This is a genomic window from Nocardioides sp. (assembly GCF_034670285.1).
Taxonomy (GTDB): Bacteria; Actinomycetota; Actinomycetes; order Propionibacteriales; family Nocardioidaceae; genus Nocardioides.
In genome coordinates this window covers 1-22330 of record NZ_JAXMNS010000010.1, presented here as the reverse complement: position 1 = coordinate 22330, position 22330 = coordinate 1, and the positions used below count along the sequence as shown (strand labels likewise).

General features: G+C 70.3%; 20 protein-coding genes. 16 read left to right on the top strand and 4 right to left on the bottom strand.

The features are described 5' to 3' along the window. From VOI19_RS01270 to pruA, 3 genes are all read left to right on the top strand, one after another. Window positions 1-918: WS/DGAT domain-containing protein (locus tag VOI19_RS01270; RefSeq protein ID WP_323791140.1), on the top strand; the 918-nt coding region annotated here is incomplete at its 5' end. Beyond that, entirely contained in the window at window positions 915-1250 is a 336-nt protein-coding gene (locus VOI19_RS01265; RefSeq protein ID WP_323791139.1) for a DUF6912 family protein, read from the top strand. The genes VOI19_RS01270 and VOI19_RS01265, both read left to right, overlap by 4 nt. Window positions 1251-1278: 28 nt before the next feature. Then, complete coding sequence (gene pruA, locus VOI19_RS01260; RefSeq protein WP_323791138.1) at window positions 1279-2907, top strand: L-glutamate gamma-semialdehyde dehydrogenase; 1629 nt, start codon at window positions 1279-1281, stop codon at window positions 2905-2907. Window positions 2908-3003: 96 nt separating this feature from the next. Here the strand turns inward: pruA and VOI19_RS01255 are convergent, their stop codons facing one another. After that, window positions 3004-4074, bottom strand: coding sequence for an alkene reductase (locus tag VOI19_RS01255; protein WP_323791137.1), 1071 nt, complete (start codon window positions 4072-4074; stop codon window positions 3004-3006). A gap of 112 nt (window positions 4075-4186) precedes the next feature. Here VOI19_RS01255 and VOI19_RS01250 point away from each other — a divergent pair, with 112 nt between their 5' ends. Next, a complete protein-coding gene (locus VOI19_RS01250) occupies window positions 4187-4372 on the top strand; it encodes a hypothetical protein (RefSeq protein ID WP_323791136.1) in 186 nt (61 codons plus the stop codon). Here VOI19_RS01250 and VOI19_RS01245 read toward each other — a convergent pair. Beyond that, complete coding sequence (locus VOI19_RS01245) at window positions 4357-4839, bottom strand: DUF2505 domain-containing protein (protein ID WP_323791135.1); 483 nt, start codon at window positions 4837-4839, stop codon at window positions 4357-4359. The genes VOI19_RS01250 and VOI19_RS01245 overlap by 16 nt on opposite strands. Before the next feature lies 1 nt (window position 4840). Further along, window positions 4841-5323, bottom strand: a complete 483-nt coding sequence (locus VOI19_RS01240; RefSeq protein WP_323791134.1) for a DUF2505 domain-containing protein — start codon at window positions 5321-5323, stop codon at window positions 4841-4843. Window positions 5324-5361: 38 nt separating this feature from the next. On the opposite strand from VOI19_RS01240, the gene VOI19_RS01235 reads away from it, so the two are divergent. From VOI19_RS01235 to VOI19_RS01205, 7 genes are all read left to right on the top strand, one after another. Next, window positions 5362-6168 (top strand): tryptophan 2,3-dioxygenase, encoded by an 807-nt coding sequence (locus tag VOI19_RS01235; RefSeq protein ID WP_323791133.1) that lies wholly within the window; start codon window positions 5362-5364, stop codon window positions 6166-6168. 79 nt (window positions 6169-6247) lie between these two features. Further along, on the top strand, window positions 6248-11095 hold the full coding sequence (locus VOI19_RS01230; protein WP_323791132.1) for an NAD-glutamate dehydrogenase: 4848 nt from the start codon (window positions 6248-6250) through the stop codon (window positions 11093-11095). A 16-nt stretch (window positions 11096-11111) separates the two neighbouring features. After that, on the top strand, window positions 11112-11801 hold the full coding sequence (locus VOI19_RS01225; RefSeq protein WP_323791131.1) for a DUF5995 family protein: 690 nt from the start codon (window positions 11112-11114) through the stop codon (window positions 11799-11801). 88 nt (window positions 11802-11889) lie between these two features. Beyond that, entirely contained in the window at window positions 11890-13680 is a 1791-nt protein-coding gene (locus VOI19_RS01220; protein WP_323791130.1) for an ABC transporter ATP-binding protein, read from the top strand. Further along, window positions 13677-15530, top strand: a complete 1854-nt coding sequence (locus tag VOI19_RS01215; protein WP_323791129.1) for an ABC transporter ATP-binding protein — start codon at window positions 13677-13679, stop codon at window positions 15528-15530. The genes VOI19_RS01220 and VOI19_RS01215 overlap by 4 nt, the downstream gene beginning before the upstream one ends. A gap of 9 nt (window positions 15531-15539) precedes the next feature. Beyond that, the gene (locus tag VOI19_RS01210; protein WP_323791128.1) at window positions 15540-16931 is read left to right on the top strand and encodes an amidase; all 1392 of its coding nucleotides are present in this window, start codon (window positions 15540-15542) and stop codon (window positions 16929-16931) included. Beyond that, on the top strand, window positions 16931-17785 hold the full coding sequence (locus VOI19_RS01205) for an SDR family NAD(P)-dependent oxidoreductase (RefSeq protein ID WP_323791127.1): 855 nt from the start codon (window positions 16931-16933) through the stop codon (window positions 17783-17785). The genes VOI19_RS01210 and VOI19_RS01205 overlap by 1 nt, the downstream gene beginning before the upstream one ends. Here VOI19_RS01205 and VOI19_RS01200 read toward each other — a convergent pair. Then, a complete protein-coding gene (locus VOI19_RS01200) occupies window positions 17782-18747 on the bottom strand; it encodes a Ku protein (RefSeq protein WP_323791126.1) in 966 nt (321 codons plus the stop codon). The genes VOI19_RS01205 and VOI19_RS01200 overlap by 4 nt on opposite strands. An 85-nt stretch (window positions 18748-18832) precedes the next feature. Between VOI19_RS01200 and ligD (VOI19_RS01195) the strand changes: the two genes are divergently transcribed. From ligD (VOI19_RS01195) to VOI19_RS01175, 5 genes are all read left to right on the top strand, one after another. Next, window positions 18833-19747: a non-homologous end-joining DNA ligase gene (gene ligD / locus VOI19_RS01195; protein ID WP_323791125.1), complete on the top strand. Its 915-nt coding sequence runs from the start codon at window positions 18833-18835 to the stop codon at window positions 19745-19747. Next, window positions 19747-20652 carry a non-homologous end-joining DNA ligase gene (ligD, locus tag VOI19_RS01190; RefSeq protein WP_323791124.1) on the top strand — a complete coding sequence of 302 codons (906 nt, stop codon included), beginning with the start codon at window positions 19747-19749 and terminating at the stop codon, window positions 20650-20652. The genes ligD (VOI19_RS01195) and ligD (VOI19_RS01190) overlap by 1 nt, the downstream gene beginning before the upstream one ends. A 191-nt stretch (window positions 20653-20843) precedes the next feature. Further along, on the top strand, window positions 20844-21329 hold the full coding sequence (locus VOI19_RS01185) for a hypothetical protein (RefSeq protein WP_323791123.1): 486 nt from the start codon (window positions 20844-20846) through the stop codon (window positions 21327-21329). 69 nt (window positions 21330-21398) lie between these two features. Next, the gene (locus VOI19_RS01180; RefSeq protein WP_323791122.1) at window positions 21399-22094 is read left to right on the top strand and encodes a response regulator transcription factor; all 696 of its coding nucleotides are present in this window, start codon (window positions 21399-21401) and stop codon (window positions 22092-22094) included. Further along, the coding region (locus VOI19_RS01175; protein WP_323791121.1) for a hypothetical protein at window positions 22087-22330 on the top strand (244 nt) is incomplete at its 3' end. The genes VOI19_RS01180 and VOI19_RS01175, both read left to right, overlap by 8 nt.

The window sequence follows — 22330 nt, the reverse complement described above, 5'->3', positions numbered from 1 at the left end:
GCCCTGCTCGCCTCCGCAATCAAGGAGTCCGTCACCGCGCCCACCGCCGTGATCGACACCGCCGGCATCGCCGTCGCGCAGGTGCGGCAGAGCGTCGACGCCACTCGGGAGCGCGCCGCGCAGGTCACCCGAGCCCTCACCGGACGACGTCCGCGACGTCGCTCGGCGATGTTCGGACCCCTCTCGCAGCAGCGTCGGGTGATCACCCTGACCACCGACCTCGCCGACTACCGCCGGGTGCGCGAGACCCACGGCGGCACGATCAACGACGTCATCCTCGCCACGATCACCGGCGGACTGCGCGGCTGGTTCATGACGCGCACCGCGTCGCTGAGCGGGGTGCGCGAGATCCGGGCCGTGGTGCCGGTCTCGGTGATCGACGACGAGCTCGAGGCCACCTCGCTCGGCAGCCAGATCGCTGCTCACTTCGTGACCCTGCCCGTGGGGGAGGCGAGCCCGATCGTGCGACTGCACCAGGTGTCGTACTCGTTCCAGGCCCACAAGGACACCGGTCGCAGCGTCGCCGCCAACCGGCTCGCCGGCATCGCCGGGTTCGCCCCGACGACCTTCCACGCCATCGGCTCGCGCGTCGCTGCCGAGGAGCTGCGCCGCGGCTACCACCTCAGCGTCACCAACGTGCCGGGCCCGCAGGCTCCGCTCTACGCCGCAGGTGCCCGCATGCTCGCGACCTACCCGGTGCCGCCGCTGCTGCCCGGCCACCCGCTCTCGATCGCGGTGACGTCGTACGACGGCAAGGTGTTCTACGGCATCAACGCCGACCGCGACCTGCTGCCCGACGTGGACATCTTCAAGACCTGCCTGGCCGAGGCGCTCGAGGAGCTCCTGACCGTCTCCACGAGCAAGCGTGCGCCTCGCGGCCGCAAGCGCGCGACGACGAGCCGGGCGACGAAGAAATGACCCGGGTCTACCTGCCGACGACCGTCGACCGGGTGCGTGGCCTGGTCGCCTCGGGGAGTATCGCTGCGGATCCCGAGCCCTTCGAGGCCGACGGTGACGACGAGGCGGCCGAGTACGCCGCGCTGATGAGCGCCGCGGACGCCTCGACGACGCTGATCCAGGGGCCCGGACGTCGCGTGGTCCTGGTCGCCGAGGTCGCCGACGCCGGTGCCCCGATCGCGCTGGCCGACCTGGTCGCCGTCCACGCCGACGTCGCCGACCGGGGGGTCGACGCCGACCCCGACGAGGACCTCGCGTGGTTCGGCGTGCAGGAGATCGACTCCTTGCTGTAGGTCAGCCCCTCTGAACTACGCTCGCGCAATGGACGCGATCACCTTTCCTCCCGCTCCCGTCAACGAGCCGAATCTGCTCTACGCACCCGGCAGCCCCGAACGGACCGCCCTCGAGACCGAGATCGCGGCGCTGGAGGGCAAGCAGCACACGTTCCGCGCCCACATCAACGGCCGCAAGCGCAACGGCGGCGGCGCGGAGATCAAGGTCGTGCAGCCGCACGACCACCAGCACGTGCTCGGGGTCCTGAAGAACTCCACGACCAAGGACGCCGAGGCGGCCGTCAAGGCGGCCACGAACGCCGCGCCCGAGTGGCGCGCGATGCCGTTCGACGAGCGCTGCGCGATCATCCTCAAGGCTGCCGACCTGCTCGCCGGGCCGTGGCGCCAGAGGCTCAATGCCGCCACGATGCTGGGGCAGTCGAAGACGGCCTTCCAGGCCGAGATCGATGCTGCGTGCGAGCTCATCGACTTCTGGCGCTTCAACGTGCACTACGCCAAGCAGATCCTCACCGACCAGCCGATCGCCAACAGCCCCGGCATCTGGAACCGCACCGACCACCGCTCGCTCGAGGGGTTCGTCTACGCGATCACGCCGTTCAACTTCACCGCGATCGCCGGCAACCTGCCTACTGCCCCGGCGCTGATGGGCAACACGGTGCTGTGGAAGCCGTCGCCCACCCAACAGCTCGCCGCGTCGCTGACGATGGAGCTGCTCGAGGAGGCCGGCATGCCGCCGGGCGTCATCAACATGCTCCCCGGTGACGGCCTCGACGTCTCGAAGGTGGCCCTGACCCACCCCGACCTGGCGGGCATCCACTTCACCGGCTCGACGCCGACGTTCCAGCACCTGTGGCAGACGATCGGCACCAACATCTCGGGCTACCGCTCCTACCCGCGCATCGTCGGCGAGACCGGCGGCAAGGACTTCATCCTGGCGCACCCCTCGGCCGACCCCGACGTGCTGCGGGTGGCGATGATCCGTGGCTCGTTCGAGTACCAGGGCCAGAAGTGCTCGGCAGCCTCGCGCGCCTACGTGCCGAAGTCGCTGTGGGCGAAGATCAAGGACCAGCTGATCGCCGACACCGAGAACCTCTCGATGGGCGACGTCACCGACCTGTCCAACTTCATGGGCGCGGTCATCGACGACCGAGCCTTCGCCAAGCACAAGGCGGCGATCGCTCGCGCCAAGCGCACCAAGGGCCTCGAGGTCGTGGCCGGCGGCCAGGTCGACGACTCGGTGGGCTACTTCGTGCGACCCACGATCGTGACCGCGACCGACCCGAGCGACGCGATGTTCTCCACGGAGTACTTCGGGCCGATCCTGGTCGTGCACGTCTACGACGACGCCGACTTCGAGAAGGTCACCCACCAGCTGGAGAGCGTCTCGCCGTACGCCCTGACGGGTGCCGTCATCAGCCAGGACCGCGGCGCGATCGCGTGGGCCTCGGAGAAGCTGCGCTTCGCCGCCGGCAACTTCTACGTCAACGACAAACCCACCGGTGCCGTCGTCGGCCAGCAGCCGTTCGGCGGTGGCCGCGCCTCGGGCACCAACGACAAGGCCGGTGCGGCGGTCAACCTCCTGCGCTGGACCTCCCCGCGCTCGATCAAGGAGACCTTCGTGCCGCCGAAGGAGCACCGCCACCCCCACCAGGGCTGACTGCACGAAATCAATGCCGAGTCGGCGCGTACTCGCGCCGACTCGGCATCATTTTTGGTGCGGGTGCCCTAGTACGGGAGGGCGGACGGGTTCAGGTCAGGCGGAGAGGAACGGGTAGTCCGTGTAGCCCTCGGCGCCGCCACCGTAAAAGGTGTCGGAGTCGGGCTCGTTGAGCTCGGCACCCTTCGACCAACGTGTCGGCAGGTCGGGGTTGGCGAGGTAGAGCCGCCCCACGGCGACCGCGTCGGCGAGGTCCTCGTCGAGGATCGCCTGGGCGTCGTCCTTGGTGGTGATGGTGCCGAAGCCGTCGTTGGCGATCACGACACCGCCGAACTCCTTGCGCAGCGACTGCACGAGGTCCAGGCGCGGGTCGGCGAGGATCGAGAGGTAGGCCAGGCCGAGCGGGGCGATCTCCTGGATGAGCCCGGTGTACGTCGCCTCGACGTCGGCGGCGTCCTCCTCGGTCGCGCCCTGGATGTTGTGCGCCGGGCTGATCCGGATGCCGACCTTGTCGGCGCCGACGGCGTCGACCACGGCGCGGGTGACCTCGACGGCGAAGCGGATGCGGTTGGCCGGCGAGCCGCCGTACTGGTCGTCGCGCAGGTTGCTGCCCGGCGCGAGGAACTGGTGGATCAGGTAGCCGTTGGCGGCGTGGATCTCGACCCCGTCGAGACCGGCGTCGATCGCGTTGCGCGCGGCGGTCACGAACTCCTCGACGGCCTCGGGGATCTCGTCGGTCTCCAGCGCGCGGGGGACCGGGTGGGGCTGCGAGCCGGTGCCGGTGAACATCTCGCCGGGCGCAGCGATCGCGCTCGGGGCAATGATCTCCTCGCCGCCAGTGTTGTCGGGGTGGGCGATCCGGCCGGCGTGCATGAGCTGGGCCACGATCAGCCCGCCCTGGGCGTGCACGGCGTCGGTGACCTTGGTCCAGCCGGCCAGCTGCTCGGGGGAGTGGAAGCCGGGGGTGTTGGGGTAGCCCTGGCCGCGGGCGCTGGGCTGCGAGCCCTCGGTGATGATGAGGCCGGCGGCGGCGCGCTGCGAGTAGTACTCGGCCTGTAGGTCGCCGGGCACGGTGCCCTGGGCACGGTTGCGGGTCAGGGGGGCCATCACCAGGCGGTTGGCGAGGGTCCAGGACTTCACGGTCAGGGGCTCGAAGAGGTCAGTCATGTGTAGTTGAACATCGCACTACGAGTCCGTGTTCCGGGCCGGGCGGTGAGGAGGCTCACCACCCGGCCCGCTGGCTGTCCAGAGGTTCGGGTCGACCGGGCATGATGGAGCCATGACGGTCGTCCCGCTCCACCTCGGTGCCCTGCACCCGGTCGAGCAGGTGCTGACCCTGCTGCTGGCCTTCGGGCCGTTCGTCGTGCTCGGCATCGTCATCGCACGCCGCCGCCGCGCCGACGAGCACGCGGACCAGCAGGACCCCCAGCGGGACCCCCAGCGGGACCCTCAGCGGGACAGGTAGTCGCGCCCGACCTTGTTCTCGGCCTTGAGGGCCTTGAGGAGCAGGTCGGCGATGAGGCCCTCGAGCTTGCCGCCGACGAGCGGGATGTTGACCTTGACGGTCAGCGTGACGGTCTCGACGGTGCCGACGCCCGACTCCGCGATCGAGGCGGTGCCGGACATGTCGCCGGGCTTGCCGGGGATGCTCATCTTGAGGTCGCCGTGGGTCGGGCTGGTCCAGGTCTCCTCCTGGACGACGTTGGTCTCCTCGCCGACGATCTTCTTGGCGAAGGAGGGCATCCCCTTGGTGGGCTGCCACTGGTCGATGCGGACCTTCTTGGTCTCGCCCGAGACGTCGATGGCGACGTCGTAGCGCACGCAGCGCTGGTAGCGGCAGACCTCCTCGCGGAACGCCGGGTCGGCCAGCATGGCGGTCACGGCGTCGATCGGGGCGTCGTAGGAGAGCTCGTGGGTGATGGTCTTGGACATGTCAGCGCTCTCCGGCCAGCCAGGCGTCGCCGACGGTCTGCTCGATCTCGAGGTTCCCCTTGATGGTGTCGACGAGGAGGGCCTCCAGCTTGCCGCCGATCAGGGGGACCTTCACCTTGACCTCGAGCTCGACGACCTCGCTCGTGCCCTCCGCGGACTCGAGCAGCGCCACCGTGCCCGTGATGGCCGTGGGCTTGCCGGGCGAGGAGATGTCGACCGAGCCACCACGCTGGTCGGCCCACTTCTCGGTGACGATGGCGTGGGTCGTGTCGCCGGTGAACTTCTTGGCGATCGAGGGCAGCCCCTCGGTCTTCTGCACCTGGTCGTTGACCAGCTCGAAGCCCTCACCGGCGGGGGTCACGGTGATGTCGGCGGAGACGACGTCCTGGGCCGCGGAGACCTTCTCGCGGAAGGCGGGATCGGCCAGCATGGCGAACACGTCGGCGGGAGGGGCGGCGTAGGTGAATTCATGACGGAGCTTCATGGGCGTCATCATGCCGCCAGGAGTGATTGAGTGGGGGAGTGAGCGAGAAAACGAGCAGCGAGTCCTTTGTGTCCTTCGGCGAGCAGGGCGCTCAGCTGACCTACGGAAGCTATCTACGGCTCCCGCAGCTGCTCGACTCCCAGCACCTCGAGTCCGACCCGCCGGCGCACGACGAGCTGCTGTTCATCACGATCCACCAGGTCTACGAGCTGTGGTTCAAGCAGCTCCTGCACGAGGTCGCGGCGGCCCGCTCGGCGATGACCGACGGCAACCTGTGGTGGGCCCAGCACCTGCTCCAGCGCGTGCACGTCATCGAGCGCACGCTCGTGCAGCAGGTCGACGTGCTCGAGACGATGACCCCGCAGGACTTCCTGGAGTTCCGCCAGCGCCTGGCGCCGGCGTCCGGGTTCCAGAGCGTGCAGTTCCGCGAGCTCGAGTTCGTCAGCGGGGCGAAGGACGCGGGCTACCTCGATCGGTTCCGAGGCCTCACCGAGGACGAGCAGGAGCGGCTGCGACGGCGCCTGGAGGAGCCGTCGCTGTGGGACGCCTTCCTCGAGGTGCTGCGTGCCCACGACCTGCCTGCGGGTGACGACGACGAGGTCGCCGACTCCGTGCGTCGTACGGCGCACGACCGCTCGTCGTACGCCGCCGTCTGGGCGCTCGCCGAGGCTCTGCTCCAGCACGACGAGCTCGCCGCCAGCTGGCGTGCACGCCACGTCGTGATGGTCGAGCGGATGATCGGCGCCAAGTCGGGCACCGGCGGCTCCAGCGGGTCGGCCTACCTGCGCGGTCGGCTGCCGCTGCAGTACTACCCCGTTCTCTGGGACGTGCGCAGCCGACTCTGAGCTCTCGCCGGGGACGTCGTCAGCGACCTCTGGCGGGTCGCAGTTGTCGCCGCGACTGCCGGGTCCTAACGTGGGCTTCGTGTCAACGACGACGCACGATTCCGACAAGGCCGAGCTCCTCGCGAAGGCCACCGACCTGGCGAAGCAAGGCAAGGGCAGCGGCGGCCCACCGCACGACGCGGTCGGCGACCTCCTGCGCGGCTACTTCCGCTACGTCGCCCCCGAGGACCTCGTCGACCGGTCCGACTACGACATCTACGGCGCCCTCGCCTCGCACCACCAGCTGGCGCGCGCCAGGCCCCAGGGGACCGCCCAGGTGCGGATGTCGACCCCCACCCTGGCCGAGCACGGCTGGTCGGCCGGTGGGCACTCGGTGGTCGAGGTCGTCGTCGACGACATGCCGTTCCTCGTCGACTCGCTGACCATGGAGCTCTCGCGCCAGCTGCGCGACGTCCACCTCGTCGTCCACCCGAGCTTCGACGTCGTGCGCGACATCACCGGTGAGCTGCAGTCGGTCACCCCTGTCGCGGACGGCGCGTCCGAGCCCGCGGGTGATGCGGTGCGTGAGTCGTGGATGCACGTCGAGATCGACCGGCTCGGGGAGGCCGACGACCCCGCCGCGGTGGTCGACGACGTCCAGCGGGTCCTGCGCGACGTGCGCGAGGCCGTGGAGGACTGGGCCAAGATGCACGAGCGGGTCGAGGCCATCGTGGCCGACGTCCGCGAGAACCCACCGCCGTTGGAGGACGACGAGGTACGCCAGTCGGCGGAGCTGCTGGAGTGGCTCGCGGCGGGCAACTTCACCTTCCTCGGCTACCGCGAGTACAGCCTCGACCGGGTCGAGGTGGACGGCGCCGAGGAGGACGCGCTGCGCGCGGTCCCCGGCAGCGGCCTGGGCATCCTGCGCTCGGACCAGCAGGTCTCCGAGTCGTTCGCCAGGCTGCCGGAGCCCGTCAAGGCGAAGGCGCGCGAGCGCACGCTGCTGGTGCTCGCCAAGGCCAACTCCCGGGCCACGGTGCACCGTCCGGCCTACCTCGACTACGTCGGGGTGAAGACGTTCGACGCCGCAGGTGAGGTCGACGGCGAGCGTCGCTTCCTCGGGCTCTTCTCGAGCGCGGCCTACACCGAGTCGTTGACCCGGATCCCGCTCGTGCGCGAGAAGGCGCGAGCAGTGCTGCGCAGCAGCGGCTTCGATCCCGAGAGCCACGCCGGGAAGGCCCTGCTCGACACCCTGGAGAACTATCCGCGCGACGACCTCTTCCACACGCCCGTCGAGGAGCTCTGGCCACTCGCCGAGGCCGCGATGCAGGCGCGCGAGCGACGGGCGGTGCGGGTGCTTACCCGCGCCGACACCTACGGGCGCTACGTCTCGGTCCTGGTCTACCTGCCGCGTGACCGCTACAACACCAGCGTCCGGGAGAAGTTCGTCGAGATCCTCGAGGACCGCTTCGGCGCGGCCTCGGTCGAGTTCAACGTGCGGATCAACGAGTCGACCACCGCACGGGTGCACTTCGTGGTGCACCTGCCCAAGGGCTCCACCATCCCGACGATCGACACCGTCGACCTCGAGCGCCGCCTGGCCGAGGCCTCACGGTCGTGGCGCGACGACTTCACCGCCGCCGTGATGGCCGAGTACGGCGAGGAGGTCGGCGCGATCCTGGGCCGGCGCTACCTCGACTCCTTCCCCGAGGCCTACAAGGAGGACTTCTCCGCCCGCGCCGCCTCGGTGGACCTCGGCCGGCTGGAGCAGATCGTCGGCGACGAGGGCCTCGACCACTCGCTCTACCAGGACGTCGACGCCGGAGTCGGCGAGGCGCGGCTCAAGCTCTACCGGGTCGGCGACCCGCTCTCGCTCTCGCAGGTCCTGCCGATGCTCAGCTCGATGGGCGTCGAGGTCATCGACGAGCGGCCCTACACGCTGGACGGCGTCGAGCGGCCCTCGCACATCTACGAGTTCGGCCTGCGCTACCCCGGCCGGCTCCCCGAGGACGCCCGCGAGCTGTTCCAGGACGCCGTTCGTGCGGTCTGGGACGGCTTCTCCGAGATCGACGGCTTCAACGCCCTCGTGCTGGGCGCCCGGATCACGTGGCGCCAGGCGACGGTGCTGCGCGCCTACGCGAAGTACATGCGCCAGGGTGGCTCGCCGTTCGCCCTCGACTACATCGAGGACGCGCTCCTCAGCAACGTCGACATCACGCGGATGCTGGTCGACCTGTTCGAGGCGCGCTTCGACCCCGATGGTGGGGGAGACGAAAAGGCGGTCGTCGAACGGCTGGTGCACGCCCTCGAGGACGTCGCGAGCCTCGACCACGACCGGATCCTGCGCTCCTACCTGACCCACGTGCGCGCGACGCTGCGCACCAACTACTTCCAGCACTCCGGTGAGGGGGCCGGGCCGAAGAGCTACATCTCCTTCAAGCTCGAGCCGTCCGCGATCCCCGACCTGCCCGAGCCGCGACCTAAGTACGAGATCTTCGTCTACTCGCCGCGGGTCGAGGGCGTGCACCTGCGCTTCGGGTCGGTGGCGCGCGGTGGCCTGCGCTGGTCGGACCGACGCGACGACTTCCGCACCGAGGTGCTCGGCCTGGTCAAGGCCCAGATGGTCAAGAACACCGTGATCGTGCCGGTGGGCGCGAAGGGCGGCTTCTTCGCCAAGCACCTGCCCGACCCGTCCGACCGCGACGCGTGGCTGGCCGAGGGCATCGCCTGCTACACGACCTTCATCTCAGGTCTGCTCGACGTCACCGACAACCTCGTCGAGGGCGAGACCGTGCCGCCGGCCCGCGTCGTGCGCCACGACGGCGACGACTCCTACCTCGTGGTCGCCGCCGACAAAGGCACCGCGACGTTCTCCGACATCGCCAACGGCATCGCGAAGGAGTACGGCTTCTGGCTGGGCGACGCGTTCGCCAGCGGCGGCTCGGTGGGCTACGACCACAAGGCGATGGGCATCACCGCCCGCGGCGCATGGGTCTCGGTGCAGCGACACTTCCGCGAGATGGACGTCGACTGCCAGGCCGAGGACTTCACCTGCGTGGGCGTCGGTGACATGTCGGGCGACGTCTTCGGCAACGGGATGCTCTGCTCCGAGCACACCCGCCTGGTGGCGGCCTTCGACCATCGCCACATCTTCCTCGATCCCGACCCCGACGCCGCGACGTCGTACGCCGAGCGCAAGCGGCTCTTCGCGCTTCCCCGTTCGAGCTGGCAGGACTACGACGCCGACACCATCTCCGCCGGAGGCGGCGTGCACGCACGCTCGGCGAAGTCGATCCCGCTCAACGACCACGTGCGACGCTCGCTCGGCATCGACGCCGACGTCAAGGCGATGACGCCGAACGAGCTGATGCGGGCGATCCTGCTCGCGCCCGTCGACCTGCTCTGGAACGGCGGGATCGGCACCTACGTCAAGGCGTCGTCCGAGACGCACGCCGATGCCGGCGACAAGGCCAACGACCCGATCCGGGTCGACGGTGGTGACCTGCGGGTGCGCTGCGTCGGTGAGGGCGGCAACCTGGGGCTCACCCAGCTCGGCCGCATCGAGTACGCGCGCGGCGGTGGTCGGGTCAACACCGACTTCATCGACAACTCCGCGGGCGTCGACACCTCCGACCACGAGGTGAACATCAAGGTGCTGCTCGACCGTGTCGTCGCCTCCGGCGACCTCACCGAGAAGCAGCGCAACGCGATCCTGGCGAAGATGACCGACGAGGTCGCCGCGCTGGTGCTGCGCGACAACTACGAGCAGAACCTCGCCCTCAGCAACGCTGCCTCCAACGCGGCCCCGCTGCTGCACGTGCACGAGTCCTGGATGAAGCGGCTCGAGTCGCAGGGCTTCCTCAACCGCGACCTCGAAGGGCTGCCGACGAGCCGTCAGGTGCGGCGCCGACTCGACCGCGGCGAAGGGCTCACGACGCCCGAGCTGTCCGTGCTGATGGCGTGGACCAAGATCGTGCTGGCTGACGAGCTGCTGGCCTCCGACCTGCCCGAGGACCCCTACCTCGACCTGGACCTGCGGGCCTACTTCCCCGAGCCGATCCGCGAGGGCTTCGACGAGCGCATCGTCGAGCACCCGCTGCGGCGCGAGATCATCGTGACCCAGGTGGTCAACGACCTGGTCAACGGCGCCGGCATGACCTACTGGCCGCGGCTGACGGGCGAGACGGGGGCCTCGGCGGCCGAGCTCACCCGCGCCAACTTCGTGGCGCGCGAGATCTTCGGGTCGTTGCCGCTGCGCGACGAGATCAGTCGCCACGACAACCAGATCCCGGCCTCGGTGCAGACCCACATGCGCGTCGAGATGCGCACGCTCGTCGAGCGCGGCTCGAGGTGGCTGGTGACCAACCGGCGGCCTCCTCTCGACTCGCAGGCGCTCGTCGACACCTTCGCCGAGCCGATGCACGCGGTGATGGCCGCGCTGCCCGACGTGATGAGCGGTGCCGAGCTGGCGGCCTACGAGGGACGGCTGGAGAAGCTGATCGGCAACCACGTGCCGGTCGACCTCGCCTCGCAGGTCGCGGTGCTGCCGCCGGCCTACGTGCTGCTCAACGTCATCGAGACCGCGCACACCGCCGACCTCGACCCGATCGACGTCGCCCGCACGCACTTCACCCTCGGTGAGCGGCTCGGGCTGCCACTGCTGGTGCAGCGGATCCTGGCCCTGCCGCGCGACGACCGGTGGCAGACGATGGCTCGCGCGGCGCTGCGCGACGACCTGCACGCCGTCCACGCCCAGCTCACCGGGCAGGTGCTCGCGGCCACCGAGGCCGATGCTGCGGCCGCCGTACGCGTGCAGACCTGGGAGGACGCCGACCACGTCGTCGTCGCACGCGCCGCCGACACGCTGCGCGAGATCTGCTCCGACGAGCACGCCGACCTCGCTCGGATGTCGGTCGCGCTGCGGGTGGTGCGGGGGTTGCTCTCCTAGCGGGAGCGACGGGTCGATGAGCACTCCCACGACGGTGCTGGACGTGATCGCGCGGATGCGCGCGATCGACGCCGAGCTCGAGCCGTCCGACGGAGTGGCGATCTTCAACCGGATGTACCTCCACGTGACCGAGCTGATCGAGGAGGTCCTCACCGGCGGGTCGGAGCTGCCGCTGTCGTTCGGCGACCCCGCAACCATGGCCGACCTCGACGTACGGTTCGCCGGCCTGTGGCTGGAGGCCTACGACGCCGACGTCGCCGGTCGCTCGGTGCCCACGCCGTGGCGTCCGCTGTTCGAGGCCCGTGCCGGCGGACGATGGCCGATCCAGTACGCGCTGGCCGGGATGAACACCCACATCGAGCACGACCTCCCGGTCGCGGTCGTCGAGACCTGTCGCGCGCGCGGGCTGGAGCCCGACGACCTGCACGCCGACTACGAGACCGTCAACGCCGTGCTCGCGCAGGTCGAGGCGCCGATCCGTCGCTCGTTCCTCACCGAGATCGGTCAGGGAGTCGACGACCACGCCGGCCCGGTCGTCCACGTGATCAGCGCCTGGAACATCGATAAGGCGCGCGACCTCTCGTGGGTCACCGCCCAGACCATCTGGTCGCTGCGCCGGGTCGGGTTCCTCCAAGAGAGGTTCGTCGACGCGGTCGGAGACACGGTCGCGATGACGTCGCGGACGTTGCTGATCCCGACGCGCTAGGTGCCCGCCGAGCGCGCTCCTCGCACCGCGCTCCTGAGGTACCTTATTGATTGGCGGTCGTCGGTGGCTCGACCTAATCTCGTTGTTGATGGCAACCGATCTCGGACCCGCGCCGACCACCGATCCACCCGCCGGCATCCACTCGCTGTGGCGCCTGCGCGGCTACCTGCGCCCGCACCGCACGGCGCTGGTCATCATGCTGCTCACCTCGCTGGCCGGGGTGGGGGTCGCCATCGCGATCCCGCTGGTCACCAAGGCGCTCATCGACGGGCCGATCACCGACGGCGAGCTCGGGCCGGTGCTGCCGCTCGGTCTGCTCGCGCTCCTGCTGGGCGTGATCGAGGCCGGACTGATGCTGTGGCGTCGGTGGGTGCAGAGCAACGCCGTGCTGCACGTCGAGACCGCCATGCGCCACGACCTCTACGAGCGCCTGCAGGATCTCCCGATGTCGTTCCACAGCCGGTGGCAGTCGGGCCAGCTGCTCTCGCGCGCCACGACCGACCTGAGCGGCATCCGCCGGTTCTTCGGCTTCGGCATGCTCTTCCTGCTGATCAACATCGTGCAGGTCGTCGTCGTCACCCTCGTGCTGCTCAACATGTACTGGCCGCTGGGTCTCGTCGTGGCGGCCGCGGCGGTGCCGATCGTGGCGCTGTCGATGCGCTTCGAGAAGCGCTACGTCGTCATCTCCCGGCGCGTGCAGGACGAGCAGGGTGACCTCGCGACCATGGCCGAGGAGGGCGCGGTCGGCATCCGGGTGATCAAGTCCTTCGGGCGCGGCGAGCACGTCTCGCAGCAGTACGAAGCCGCCGCGAGCACGCTGCGCGACACGAGCATGGTCAAGGTGCGGCTCGCCGCGAAATTCTGGACCTTCCTCGAGATCATCCCCAACCTGGCCGTCGCCGTGGTGCTCCTGCTCGGCGCCATCGGGGTCGGCCGTGGCTCGCTCACCCCGGGCGAGCTGGTCGCGTTCATCACGCTGCTGCTCTCGCTCGTGTGGCCGGTCTCCTCCCTCGGCGTCATCCTCGCGATGGCGCAGGAGGCGATGACCAGCGCTGCGCGCATCCTCGAGATCTTCGACACCGACCCCGCGATCGTCGGTGGCACCGCGGTCATCGACGAGCCCCAGGGCCACCTGCGGTTCGAGCACGTCGACTTCGCGTTCCCCGACGCCCCCGACGACCTGGTCCTGCGCGACGTCAACCTCGACCTGGCGCCGGGTGAGACGGTCGCGCTCGTGGGTGCGACCGGCTCCGGCAAGACCGTGCTGACCTCGCTCGTGCCCCGCCTGTACGACGTCACGGCCGGCCGCGTGAGCATCGACGGCGTCGACGTGCGCGACCTCGACCTGCGCCACCTGCGCTCGCTCGTGGCGACGGCGTTCGAGGAGCCGACGCTCTTCTCGATGAGCGCTCGGGAGAACCTCACGCTCGGTCGCTCCGACGCGAGCGACGCCGACATCGACCAGGCTCTCGAGATCGCTCAGGCCGGCTTCGTCCACGAGCTGCCGTGGGGCCTCGACACCCGCATCGGTGAGCAGGGGATGGCGCTCTCCGGCGGTCAGCGTCAGCGCCTCGCCCTGGCGCGCGCCGTCCTGGCGAGCCCGAAGGTCCTGGTGCTCGACGACACGCTGTCGGCCCTCGACGTCCACACCGAGAAGCTGGTCGAGGAGGCGCTGCAGCGCGTGCTCGGCTCCACCACCGGTCTGGTCGTGGCCCACCGGGCCTCGACCGTGCTGCTGGCCGACCGGGTCGCGCTGCTCCAGGACGGCACCATCACCCACGTCGGCGACCACCGCGTGCTGCTCGAGACGGTGCCCGCCTACCGCGAGCTGCTCGCCGCCGACGCCGAGCTGTCGGGGCTCTCGGAGGCGATCGCATGAGCACCGGCACCGCTCCCCAGGACGAGCAGCGTCAGCCCAGCTGGCGCGGCGTGGCCCACGTCGACGACGACGAGGCGGCCGAGCGCGAGCGCTCACCGCGCTTCGCCGGCGGCTCGGGGGCCCTGCTGCGCGAGCTGCTGGCGCCGTACCGCAAGGCGATCTGGATCCTCATCGGGGTCGTGCTGGTCGAGAACGCTGCCCGCCTCTCGATCCCCTACCTCGTCAAGGTCGGCATCGACAGCGGCATCCCGCCGATCCGCGCCAGCGACGACCTCAGCCCGCTGACCCTCATCGTCGGCATCGTCGTGGTGGCCGCGGTCGTCCAGGCGATCGCGCGCAACTTCTTCCTGGTGCGCTCGGGTCTGCTCGGCCAGAACGTGCTCTACGAGGTGCGCCGTCGGGTCTTCCGCCACTTCCAGGTGCTGAGCCCGGCCTTCCACGACGACTACACCTCGGGGCGCGTGATCTCGCGCCAGACCTCCGACGTCGACGCGATCTACGAGATGCTCGAGACCGGCTTCGACGGCCTGGTCACCGCCGCGCTCACCCTCGTCGGCACCGCCGGCCTCCTGCTCTTCCTCGACGTCGAGCTCGGTCTCGTGGCGCTGGCCTGCGGACCCTTCCTGTTCCTCATCACCAACTGGTTCCGCAAGTCGTCGACCACCAGCTATCGCAACACCCGCGAGAAGGTCGCGCTGGTGATCGTGCACTTCGTCGAGTCGATGGGTGGCGTGCAGGCGGTGCAGGCGTTCCGCCGCGAGCCCCGCAACCAGGAGATCTTCGACGACGTCAACGACCAGTACCGGCGCGCCAACCTCCACGCCTTCCGGCTCGTCGCGCTCTTCATGCCCGGCATCAAGCTGATCGGCAACATCACGATCGCCGTCACCCTGCTCTACGGCGGCTACCTGGCCTACGAGGGCGACGTCACCGTCGGGGTGCTGGCCGCGTTCCTGCTCTACCTGCGCCAGTTCTTCGAGCCGATGATGGAGATCAGCCAGTTCTACAACACCTTCCAGTCCGCCTCGGCGGCTCTCGACAAGCTCGCCGGCGTCCTGCGCGAGGAGCCGGGCGTGCCCGAGCCCACCGAACCGCGCCGTCTCCAGGAGACCCACGGCGGCCTGGAGTTCGACGGCGTCCGGTTCAGCTACACCGACGAGCGCGACGTCATCCCCGGCCTCGACCTCACGATCCCGGCCGGGCAGACCATCGCGCTGGTCGGCACCACCGGTGCGGGCAAGACGACCCTGGCCAAGCTCGCGACGCGCTTCTACGACCCGGTCGCGGGCGCCGTGCGCCTCGACGGCGTCAACCTGCGCGAGCTCACCGCCGACGACCTGCGCGAGCGGGTCGTGATGGTGACCCAGGAGAACTACCTCTTCTCCGGCACGATCGCCGACAACATCCGCTTCGGCCGGCCCGAGGCCTCCTTCGACGACGTCGAGCGCGCCGCGAAGGCGCTGGGCGCGCACGACTTCATCATGGCGCTGCCCGAGGGCTACGACACCGACGTCGCCAACCGCGGCGGGCGGCTCAGCGCCGGCCAGCGGCAGCTCGTCGCGTTCGCGCGCGCCTTCCTGGCCGATCCCGCGGTGCTGATCCTCGACGAGGCGACCTCGTCGCTCGACGTCCCGTCGGAGCGGCTGGTGCAGCAGGCGCTGCGCACCGTGCTCGCCGGCCGCACGGCGGTGATCATCGCCCACCGCCTGTCGACGGTCGAGATCGCCGACCGGGTGCTGGTCATGGAGCACGGCCGGATCGTCGAGGACGGCTCACCCGCCGACCTGATCGACAGCGGCGAGGGCCGCTTCTCCGATCTCCACGACGCCTGGTTGGAGTCGCTCGCCTAGGGTCAGTGCATGACCGACCTTCGTAGCGCCGGCGTCGTCGAGACCGTCCGGCTGACCTCTGACGGCGACCTCACCCCCAGGATCGTCGTCGACGAGGCGCTGGAGCGCATCGCGACGCTCAACCCCCCGCTCAACGCCTTCTCCGTGGTGCTGGCCGAGCAGGCTCGTGACGAGGCGGCCGCCCTGGGGCGGGGCGACGACGCTCCCGGACCCCTCCACGGCGTCCCGATCGCCATCAAGGAAGAGCTCGATGTCGCCGGCGCGGTCACGACCTTCGGCGGCAACGGCAACTCGACCCCGGCGGCCGCAGACAGCACCCTGGTCTCCCGGCTCCGAGCCGCCGGTGCGGTGATCGTGGGCAAGACGACGATGCCGGAGTTCGGCGCCTGGCCCTACACCGAGGGCTCCGCCCGCGGCATCACCCGCAACCCGTGGGACCCCACCCGCACGCCCGGCGGTTCCAGCGGCGGTACGGCGGCCGCGGTCGCCTCGGGCATGGTGCCCGTCGCGATCGGCGGCGACGGTGGTGGCTCGATCCGGATCCCGTCGGCCATGTGTGGCCTCTTCGGGCTCAAGCCTCAGCGCGGCCGTGTCACCGCCGCCCCGCACGCACACCTGTGGTGGGCGCTCGGCACCACCGGACCGCTCGCCCGCAGCGTGCGCGACGCGGCCGTGGTCTACGACGTCATCCGCGGCACCACCGAGGTCGACCGCTTCCACGCCGGTGCCGTGGGCTCGTTCGAGCAGGCGGCCCTCACCGCCCCCGGCCGGCTGCGCATCGGCTGGTCCACCAAGCCGGTGACGCTCGGCGTCAAGCCCGACCCGCTGCACGTGGCGGCGGTCGAGGAGACCGCACGGCTGCTGAGCACGCTCGGGCACGACGTCCGCGAGATCGACCCGAAGTACCCCGACCCGACGGCGGCGTTCGTGCCGCAGTTCTTCGCCGGGATCCGCGACGAGGCGCAGATGGTGGAGCACTACGACCGCCTCGAGCGCCGCACCCGCGAGACCTACCGGCTCGGCTCCTGGGTGACGCCGCGCGTCACCGAGTGGGCGATCCGCACCGGCGAGAAGGTCTCGGCCAAGGCCAACCGGGTCTTCGACGAGGTCGACGTGCTGCTGACCCCGAGCATCGCGCACCGTCCGCCCCAGGTCGGGATCCTCGACGGTCGCGGCTCGGCGGCGGCCTCGATGCTGTCGATGCCGGCCATCGCCTATGCCGCGCTCTGGAACGTCGCCGGCAACCCGGCGGCGTCCGTGCCGTGCGGGATCGCCGAGGACGGGCTCCCCGTCGGCGTGCAGCTGGTCGGCCCGACCGACGGTGAAGAGCTGCTGCTCAGCCTCTCGGCCCAGCTCGAGGAGGCACGCCCCTGGCCGCTCGTCGTCGGGGCGACCGACTGATGCTCCTGCTCACCCCGCGGGCCCGGCTGCGTCGTCTGCTCCGGCCCGGGGCCCCGAGCCCGCTCGAGGGCCGCACGGTGCTGGTCACCGGCGCGTCCTCGGGGATCGGTGAGGCCACCGCGCTCGAGGCTGCCGGGCGCGGGGCGACGGTGCTCCTCGTCGCCCGGCGGTCGGTCGAGCTCGACCGCGTGCGCGAGCAGATCGTCGCTGCCGGCGGCACCGCGGCGTCGTACGTCTGCGACCTGACCGACCTCGACGCGATCGACGCCCTGGTCGCGCGGGTGCTCGACGAGCACGGCGGGGTCGACTACCTCGTCAACAACGCCGGCCGCTCGATCCGCCGCTCGCTCGACCTGAGCTATGACCGCTTCCACGACGTCGAGCGCACGATGGCCATCAACTACTTCGGCCCTGTGCGCCTGACGATGGGGCTGCTGCCGGCCATGCGCGCGCAGGGGTTCGGTCAGGTCGTCAACATCCTCAGCTGGGGCGTGCAGCTCAAGGCACCCAAGTTCTCGGCCTACCTCGCCTCCAAGACCGCGCTCGACACGTGGTCGCGCATCGCCGCGCGCGAGGCCTACGGCGACAACGTCACCTTCACCAACATGCGCTTCGGGCTGGTGCGCACCGCGATGGTCGCGCCGACCGAGGAGTACGACGGGCTGCGGGCGATGTCGCCCGAGCGTGCGGCCGAGCACGTGGTGCGCGCCCTCGAGGACCGCCCCGTGGTGTGGAACGTGCCGGTCGGGGTGGCGGGGGAGGTGCTGGGGTTCGTCTCCCCGCGCCTCGTCGACGCGGTCATGCACCGCCTCGACCGGCGGACCAAGAACTCCGCCGCGGCCATCGGTCGCTAGCTGGCTTTCTTGGCGCTCTTCTTGGCAGCGGTCTTCTTCGCGGGAGCCTTCTTGGCCGCAGCTTTCTTCGCCGGGGCCTTCTTGGCGGCCTTCTTCGCGGGAGCCTTCTTGGCAGCCGTCGTGGAGGTCGACTTCTTCGCCGGCTTCTCGTCCTCGTCTTCGTCGTCGCTGCTCTCCCCGCGCGCCGTCTGTGCGGCCTTGACCGACCGCTGCAGCGCAGCGAGCAGGTCGACGACCTCGCCCGACGACTTGGTGGACGTGGGCGTCCGCTTGATCTCGCCGCCCTCGATCTTCGCCTTCACCAACGCCTCGACGGCCCCGGCGTAGTCGTCCTCGAACTCGCTCGCGTCGAAGTCACCGGCCAGGGTCTCGACCAGCATCGTGGCCATCTTGCTCTCCGACTCCTTGACCTCGCCGACCTCGACGCTGAAGTCGGGGGTGCGGATCTCGTCGGGCCACATCATCGTCTGCATCACGATGACGTCGCCGGCGTCGGTGGGGCGCACGCGCAGCACCGCCACGCTCGTGCGCTGACGCAGCGCGACGGTCACGACCGCCATCCGGTCGGCCTCGAGCAGCGCCTGGCGCAGCAGGGCGTAGGCCTTGGCGCCGGACTTCTCCGGCTCGAGGTAGTAGGACTTCTCGAAGAGCATCGGGTCGATCTGGTCGGTCGGCACGAACTTCTCGACCGCGATCTCCCGAGACGACGACGAGGGCAGGTCGGCGAGGTCGTCGTCGTCGAGGATGACCATCTCGCCGTCCTCGGTCTCGTAGCCCTTGGCGATGTCGGCGTAGGCGACTTCCTCGCCGTCGATCGCGCACACCCGCTGGTACTTGATGCGCCCACCGTCCTTGGCGTGGACCTGGCGGAACGACACGTCGTGGCTCTCGGTCGCGGAGTAGAGCTTGACCGGGACACTGACCAGCCCGAAGGACACAGCCCCCTTCCAGATCGCGCGCATGGGCAAGCCTCTCCGACAGGTGATGGGAATGTGGAGACCAGTGTGACCCCTGGGACTCCGAAGATCCATCGGTCAGGATGGACCCATGCGTCCCATGCTCGCCACCAAGGGTGACCACGTGCCCTCCGGGTCCGCGTGGGCGCACGAGGTGAAGTGGGACGGCATGCGCATCCTGGCCGAGACCGGCCCCGGCGGCACCCGCCTGACGAGCCGCAACGACAACGACGTCACCGCCTCGTGGCCCGACGTCGCCGACTCGCCCCTCGGGGCGCGCGACGCCGTGGTCGACGGCGAGGTGATCGCCCTCAACGATCAGGGCCTGCCCGACTTCCGCACGCTCCAGCAGCGCCTGCACGTGCGGCAGCGCAGCACCGTCGCTCGGTTGGTGCGCCAGGTGCCGGTGACGTTCATGGCCTTCGACCTGCTGCGACTCGACGGGGCCGACCTGACCGGCGAGCCACTGTCGACGAGGCGGGCGCGGCTCGCCGAGGTGCTCGACGGCTCCACCTGGCAGGTGCCGACGTCGTACGACGACGGGGCAATGCTCCTCGAGGCGACCCGCGCCCAGGGGTTGGAGGGCATCGTGAGCAAGCGTCTCGACTCGCGCTACGTGCCGGGGGAGCGGAGTGCGCAGTGGCTGAAGTTCGCACACCGGCACCGGCACTCCTACGTGATCGGGGGCTGGCGGCCGCAGGAGGGCGGTGAGCGGCTGGCCGCCCTGCTGGTCGGCGAACCGACTCCCGAGGGGCTGCGCTACCGCGGTCGGGTGGGCAGCGGCATCGGACCCAAGCAGGGCCGGGCGCTGGCCGAGGCGGTCGCCACGCTGGAGCGCGACACGAGTCCGTTCGTGGACGACGTCCCGCGCGACGACGCTGCGGGCACCCGGTGGCTGGACCCGGTGCTGGTGGTCGACGTCGACACCCACGGACGCGGCCACGAGCGGCTGCGTCAGCCGTCGTACCAAGGCCTGCGCTTCGACCTCGCCGTCGGTGACCTCTGATGGCCGCCGACGAGACCGAGGTGCGCGTCGACGTCGAGGGGCGCACGCTGGTGATCAAGAACCTCGCCAAGGTGCTCTACCCGCAGACCGGGACCACCAAGGGCGAGATGCTCAGCTACTACGCCCAGGTCGCGCCCACGATGCTGCCGCACCTGCGCGATCGTGCGGTGACGCGGATCCGCTGGCCCCACGGGGTCGAGGGCTTGAGCTTCTTCGAGAAGAACGCCCCGGCCGGCACTCCTTCGTGGGTGCGCACGGTGAATGTGCCGACCACGGGCAGCAGGTCGGTGGGTGCCTCGGGCGACACCCTCAGCTTTCCGGTCGTCGACGACCTCGCGACCCTCACCTGGCTGGCCAACCTGGCTGCGATCGAGCTGCACGTGCACCAGTGGCGGGTGGGTCGCAACGGACGGCCGCGCAACGCCGACCGGATCGTCATCGACCTCGACCCGGGGGAGCCGGCCGGGCTCCACGAGTGCTGCCAGGTGGCGCTGCTCGTGCGCGACAAGCTCTCCGAGCGCGGTCTCACCGGTCGACCGGTCCTGAGCGGCAGCAAGGGGCTGCACCTCTACGCGACCCTGCCCGAGCGGTTGTCGCCCGAGCTCTCGACGGAGCTCGCGAAGGAGGTCGCCGACGAGCTGCAGGCCGAGCACCCCCAGCTGGTGACGGCCACGATGACGAAGGCACGTCGTCGGGGCAAGGTCTTCCTCGACTGGTCGCAGAACTCCGGCTCGAAGACCACCGTGGCGCCGTACTCGCTGCGCGGCCGCGAGCGTCCCTTCGTCGCCGCCCCCGTGTCGTGGGACGAGGTCGTCGAGGGAGCCGAGGACCCGCTCGGTCTCGAGCAGCTGACCTTCGACCAGGTGCTCGCCCGGGTCGACGAGCTCGGAGACCTCTTCGCCTGATCGAGGTGTTACCGAACGGTGGCTGAGCCGTGTGATCGGTGTATCTCAGGCGTGGTCGCGCGACTTCTAGTGTTGCTGTCAACGGTCGAGGGCTGAGCCGCACTGCCGGGGGGCGTGCGGCTCGCCCCGACCTTGTTCTTTGCACAGGGGGTCTGGGAGGGCCTGTCAACGAGCCCGGGGAGGGGCGTGCCGTGGAGCTCGTACTCCACCCACCGCGTAAGGCCCGTTCGGGTGCTCGGCGACTGCGGATCGTGCTCGTCGCGGGGCTCCTGCTCGCAGGCTGGCTCGGCGTCCTGCTGCTGCTCCCGATCCTGCTCGGGTGGCAGGCCGCGGTGATCACCGAGCCCCGCGGCGAGTACACCGCCGGGACGCTCGTGGTGACGCGCGCCGTGCCGTCGAGCGAGCTCGTCAGCAACGACATGGTGGAGGTCGCGGGCGGGATCCGTCGCGTGAGCGTCGCCCGGCCGGGTCTGCTGACGGTCGAGGGCACGGACGACGTGCTCACCAGCGACACGCCGACCCTCGAACGGGTCGTGCTGACTCTGCCCGGCATCGGCATGCCGCTGGTCGGCTCCGACAACGCCGTGCGGTGGCTCGTAGCAGGCGGCGCTGCCGCCATCCTCGCCTCCGCTGCGGTTGCCCACTCGGGAGCAGGGCGGGTCCGTCTGGCCGGCTGAGCGGCTTCCCGTGAGGCACTTGTGGGGTAGTTGCCGATGCGGCTGCCCCTCACCCCCTATGCTCTGGGCATGGCTCACAGGGTTCTCGTCGTCGAGGACGAGGAGGACATCGCGTTCCCCCTTGTCCGGACGTTGGAGCGCGAGGGCTACGAGGTCAGCTGGGTCGACACCGGCCAGAAGGCGCTCGACGAGCTGGTCGGTCGCTCCGCCGAGGTGATCATCCTCGACCTCGGGCTCCCTGACATGGACGGTCTCGAGGTCTGCAAGAAGGCCCGAGCGGCCGGTTTCGAGGGCGCGATCATGATCGTGACCGCCCGCGCCGGCGAGCTCGACCGGGTGGTCGGCCTCGACTACGGCGCCGACGACTACCTCGCCAAGCCCTTCGGACTCGCCGAGCTGCAGGCGCGCGTGCGGGCCCTGCTGCGGCGCACCGGTGCCGGCACCGGACTCGCCACGGAGGAGTCCGAGGACGGGCTCCGTATCGACGTCGCCGCGCGACGGGTCTACGCCGCGAGCACCGAGGTCCCGTTGACGGGCAAGGAGTTCGACGTCCTCAACATCCTGGCGGCCAACAAGGACAAGGTCGTCTCCCGCGGTCGGCTCATGGCCGACGTGTGGGACGAGAACTGGTACGGCTCGACGAAGACCCTCGACGTCACCATCGGTCGACTGCGCCAGAAGCTCGAGAGCGTCGGCGTCACCGACAAGGTCGTAGCAGTGAGGGGCGTGGGCTTCAGACTCGAGGCGCCCGCCCCCAATGCGTGAACGCCTGACCGCCGCGTTCGTCGCGAGCACGATCCTGATCGTCCTCGGGGCCGGCTCGATCCGCGCCTACGTCGTCACCGGCGAGATGCGCGAGCGGGAGAGCGACTTCGTCGCCACGCAGGCACGCCTGATCGGCCAGGTCGTGGCTCGCCAGCTCGGCGAGGGTGAGAAGGTCGACGAGGAGCTGCTCTCCCAGTTCGTGGTGCCCGGGCTGCGGCTCGAGTACGAGCAGCGCG

Bases quoted from the DNA above. Each gene is read 5' to 3' on its own strand.
- VOI19_RS01265 (WP_323791139.1), top strand. From the start codon at position 915: ATGACCCGGGTCTACCTGCCGACGACCGTCGACCGGGTGCGTGGCCTG.
- pruA (WP_323791138.1), top strand. From the start codon at position 1,279: ATGGACGCGATCACCTTTCCTCCCGCTCCCGTCAACGAGCCGAATCTG.
- VOI19_RS01255 (WP_323791137.1), bottom strand. From the start codon at position 4,074: ATGACTGACCTCTTCGAGCCCCTGACCGTGAAGTCCTGGACCCTCGCC.
- VOI19_RS01250 (WP_323791136.1), top strand. From the start codon at position 4,187: ATGACGGTCGTCCCGCTCCACCTCGGTGCCCTGCACCCGGTCGAGCAG.
- VOI19_RS01245 (WP_323791135.1), bottom strand. From the start codon at position 4,839: ATGTCCAAGACCATCACCCACGAGCTCTCCTACGACGCCCCGATCGAC.
- VOI19_RS01240 (WP_323791134.1), bottom strand. From the start codon at position 5,323: ATGAAGCTCCGTCATGAATTCACCTACGCCGCCCCTCCCGCCGACGTG.
- VOI19_RS01225 (WP_323791131.1), top strand. From the start codon at position 11,112: ATGAGCACTCCCACGACGGTGCTGGACGTGATCGCGCGGATGCGCGCG.
- VOI19_RS01220 (WP_323791130.1), top strand. From the start codon at position 11,890: ATGGCAACCGATCTCGGACCCGCGCCGACCACCGATCCACCCGCCGGC.
- VOI19_RS01215 (WP_323791129.1), top strand. From the start codon at position 13,677: ATGAGCACCGGCACCGCTCCCCAGGACGAGCAGCGTCAGCCCAGCTGG.
- VOI19_RS01210 (WP_323791128.1), top strand. From the start codon at position 15,540: ATGACCGACCTTCGTAGCGCCGGCGTCGTCGAGACCGTCCGGCTGACC.
- VOI19_RS01205 (WP_323791127.1), top strand. From the start codon at position 16,931: ATGCTCCTGCTCACCCCGCGGGCCCGGCTGCGTCGTCTGCTCCGGCCC.
- VOI19_RS01200 (WP_323791126.1), bottom strand. From the start codon at position 18,747: ATGCGCGCGATCTGGAAGGGGGCTGTGTCCTTCGGGCTGGTCAGTGTC.
- ligD (WP_323791125.1), top strand. From the start codon at position 18,833: ATGCGTCCCATGCTCGCCACCAAGGGTGACCACGTGCCCTCCGGGTCC.
- ligD (WP_323791124.1), top strand. From the start codon at position 19,747: ATGGCCGCCGACGAGACCGAGGTGCGCGTCGACGTCGAGGGGCGCACG.
- VOI19_RS01180 (WP_323791122.1), top strand. From the start codon at position 21,399: ATGGCTCACAGGGTTCTCGTCGTCGAGGACGAGGAGGACATCGCGTTC.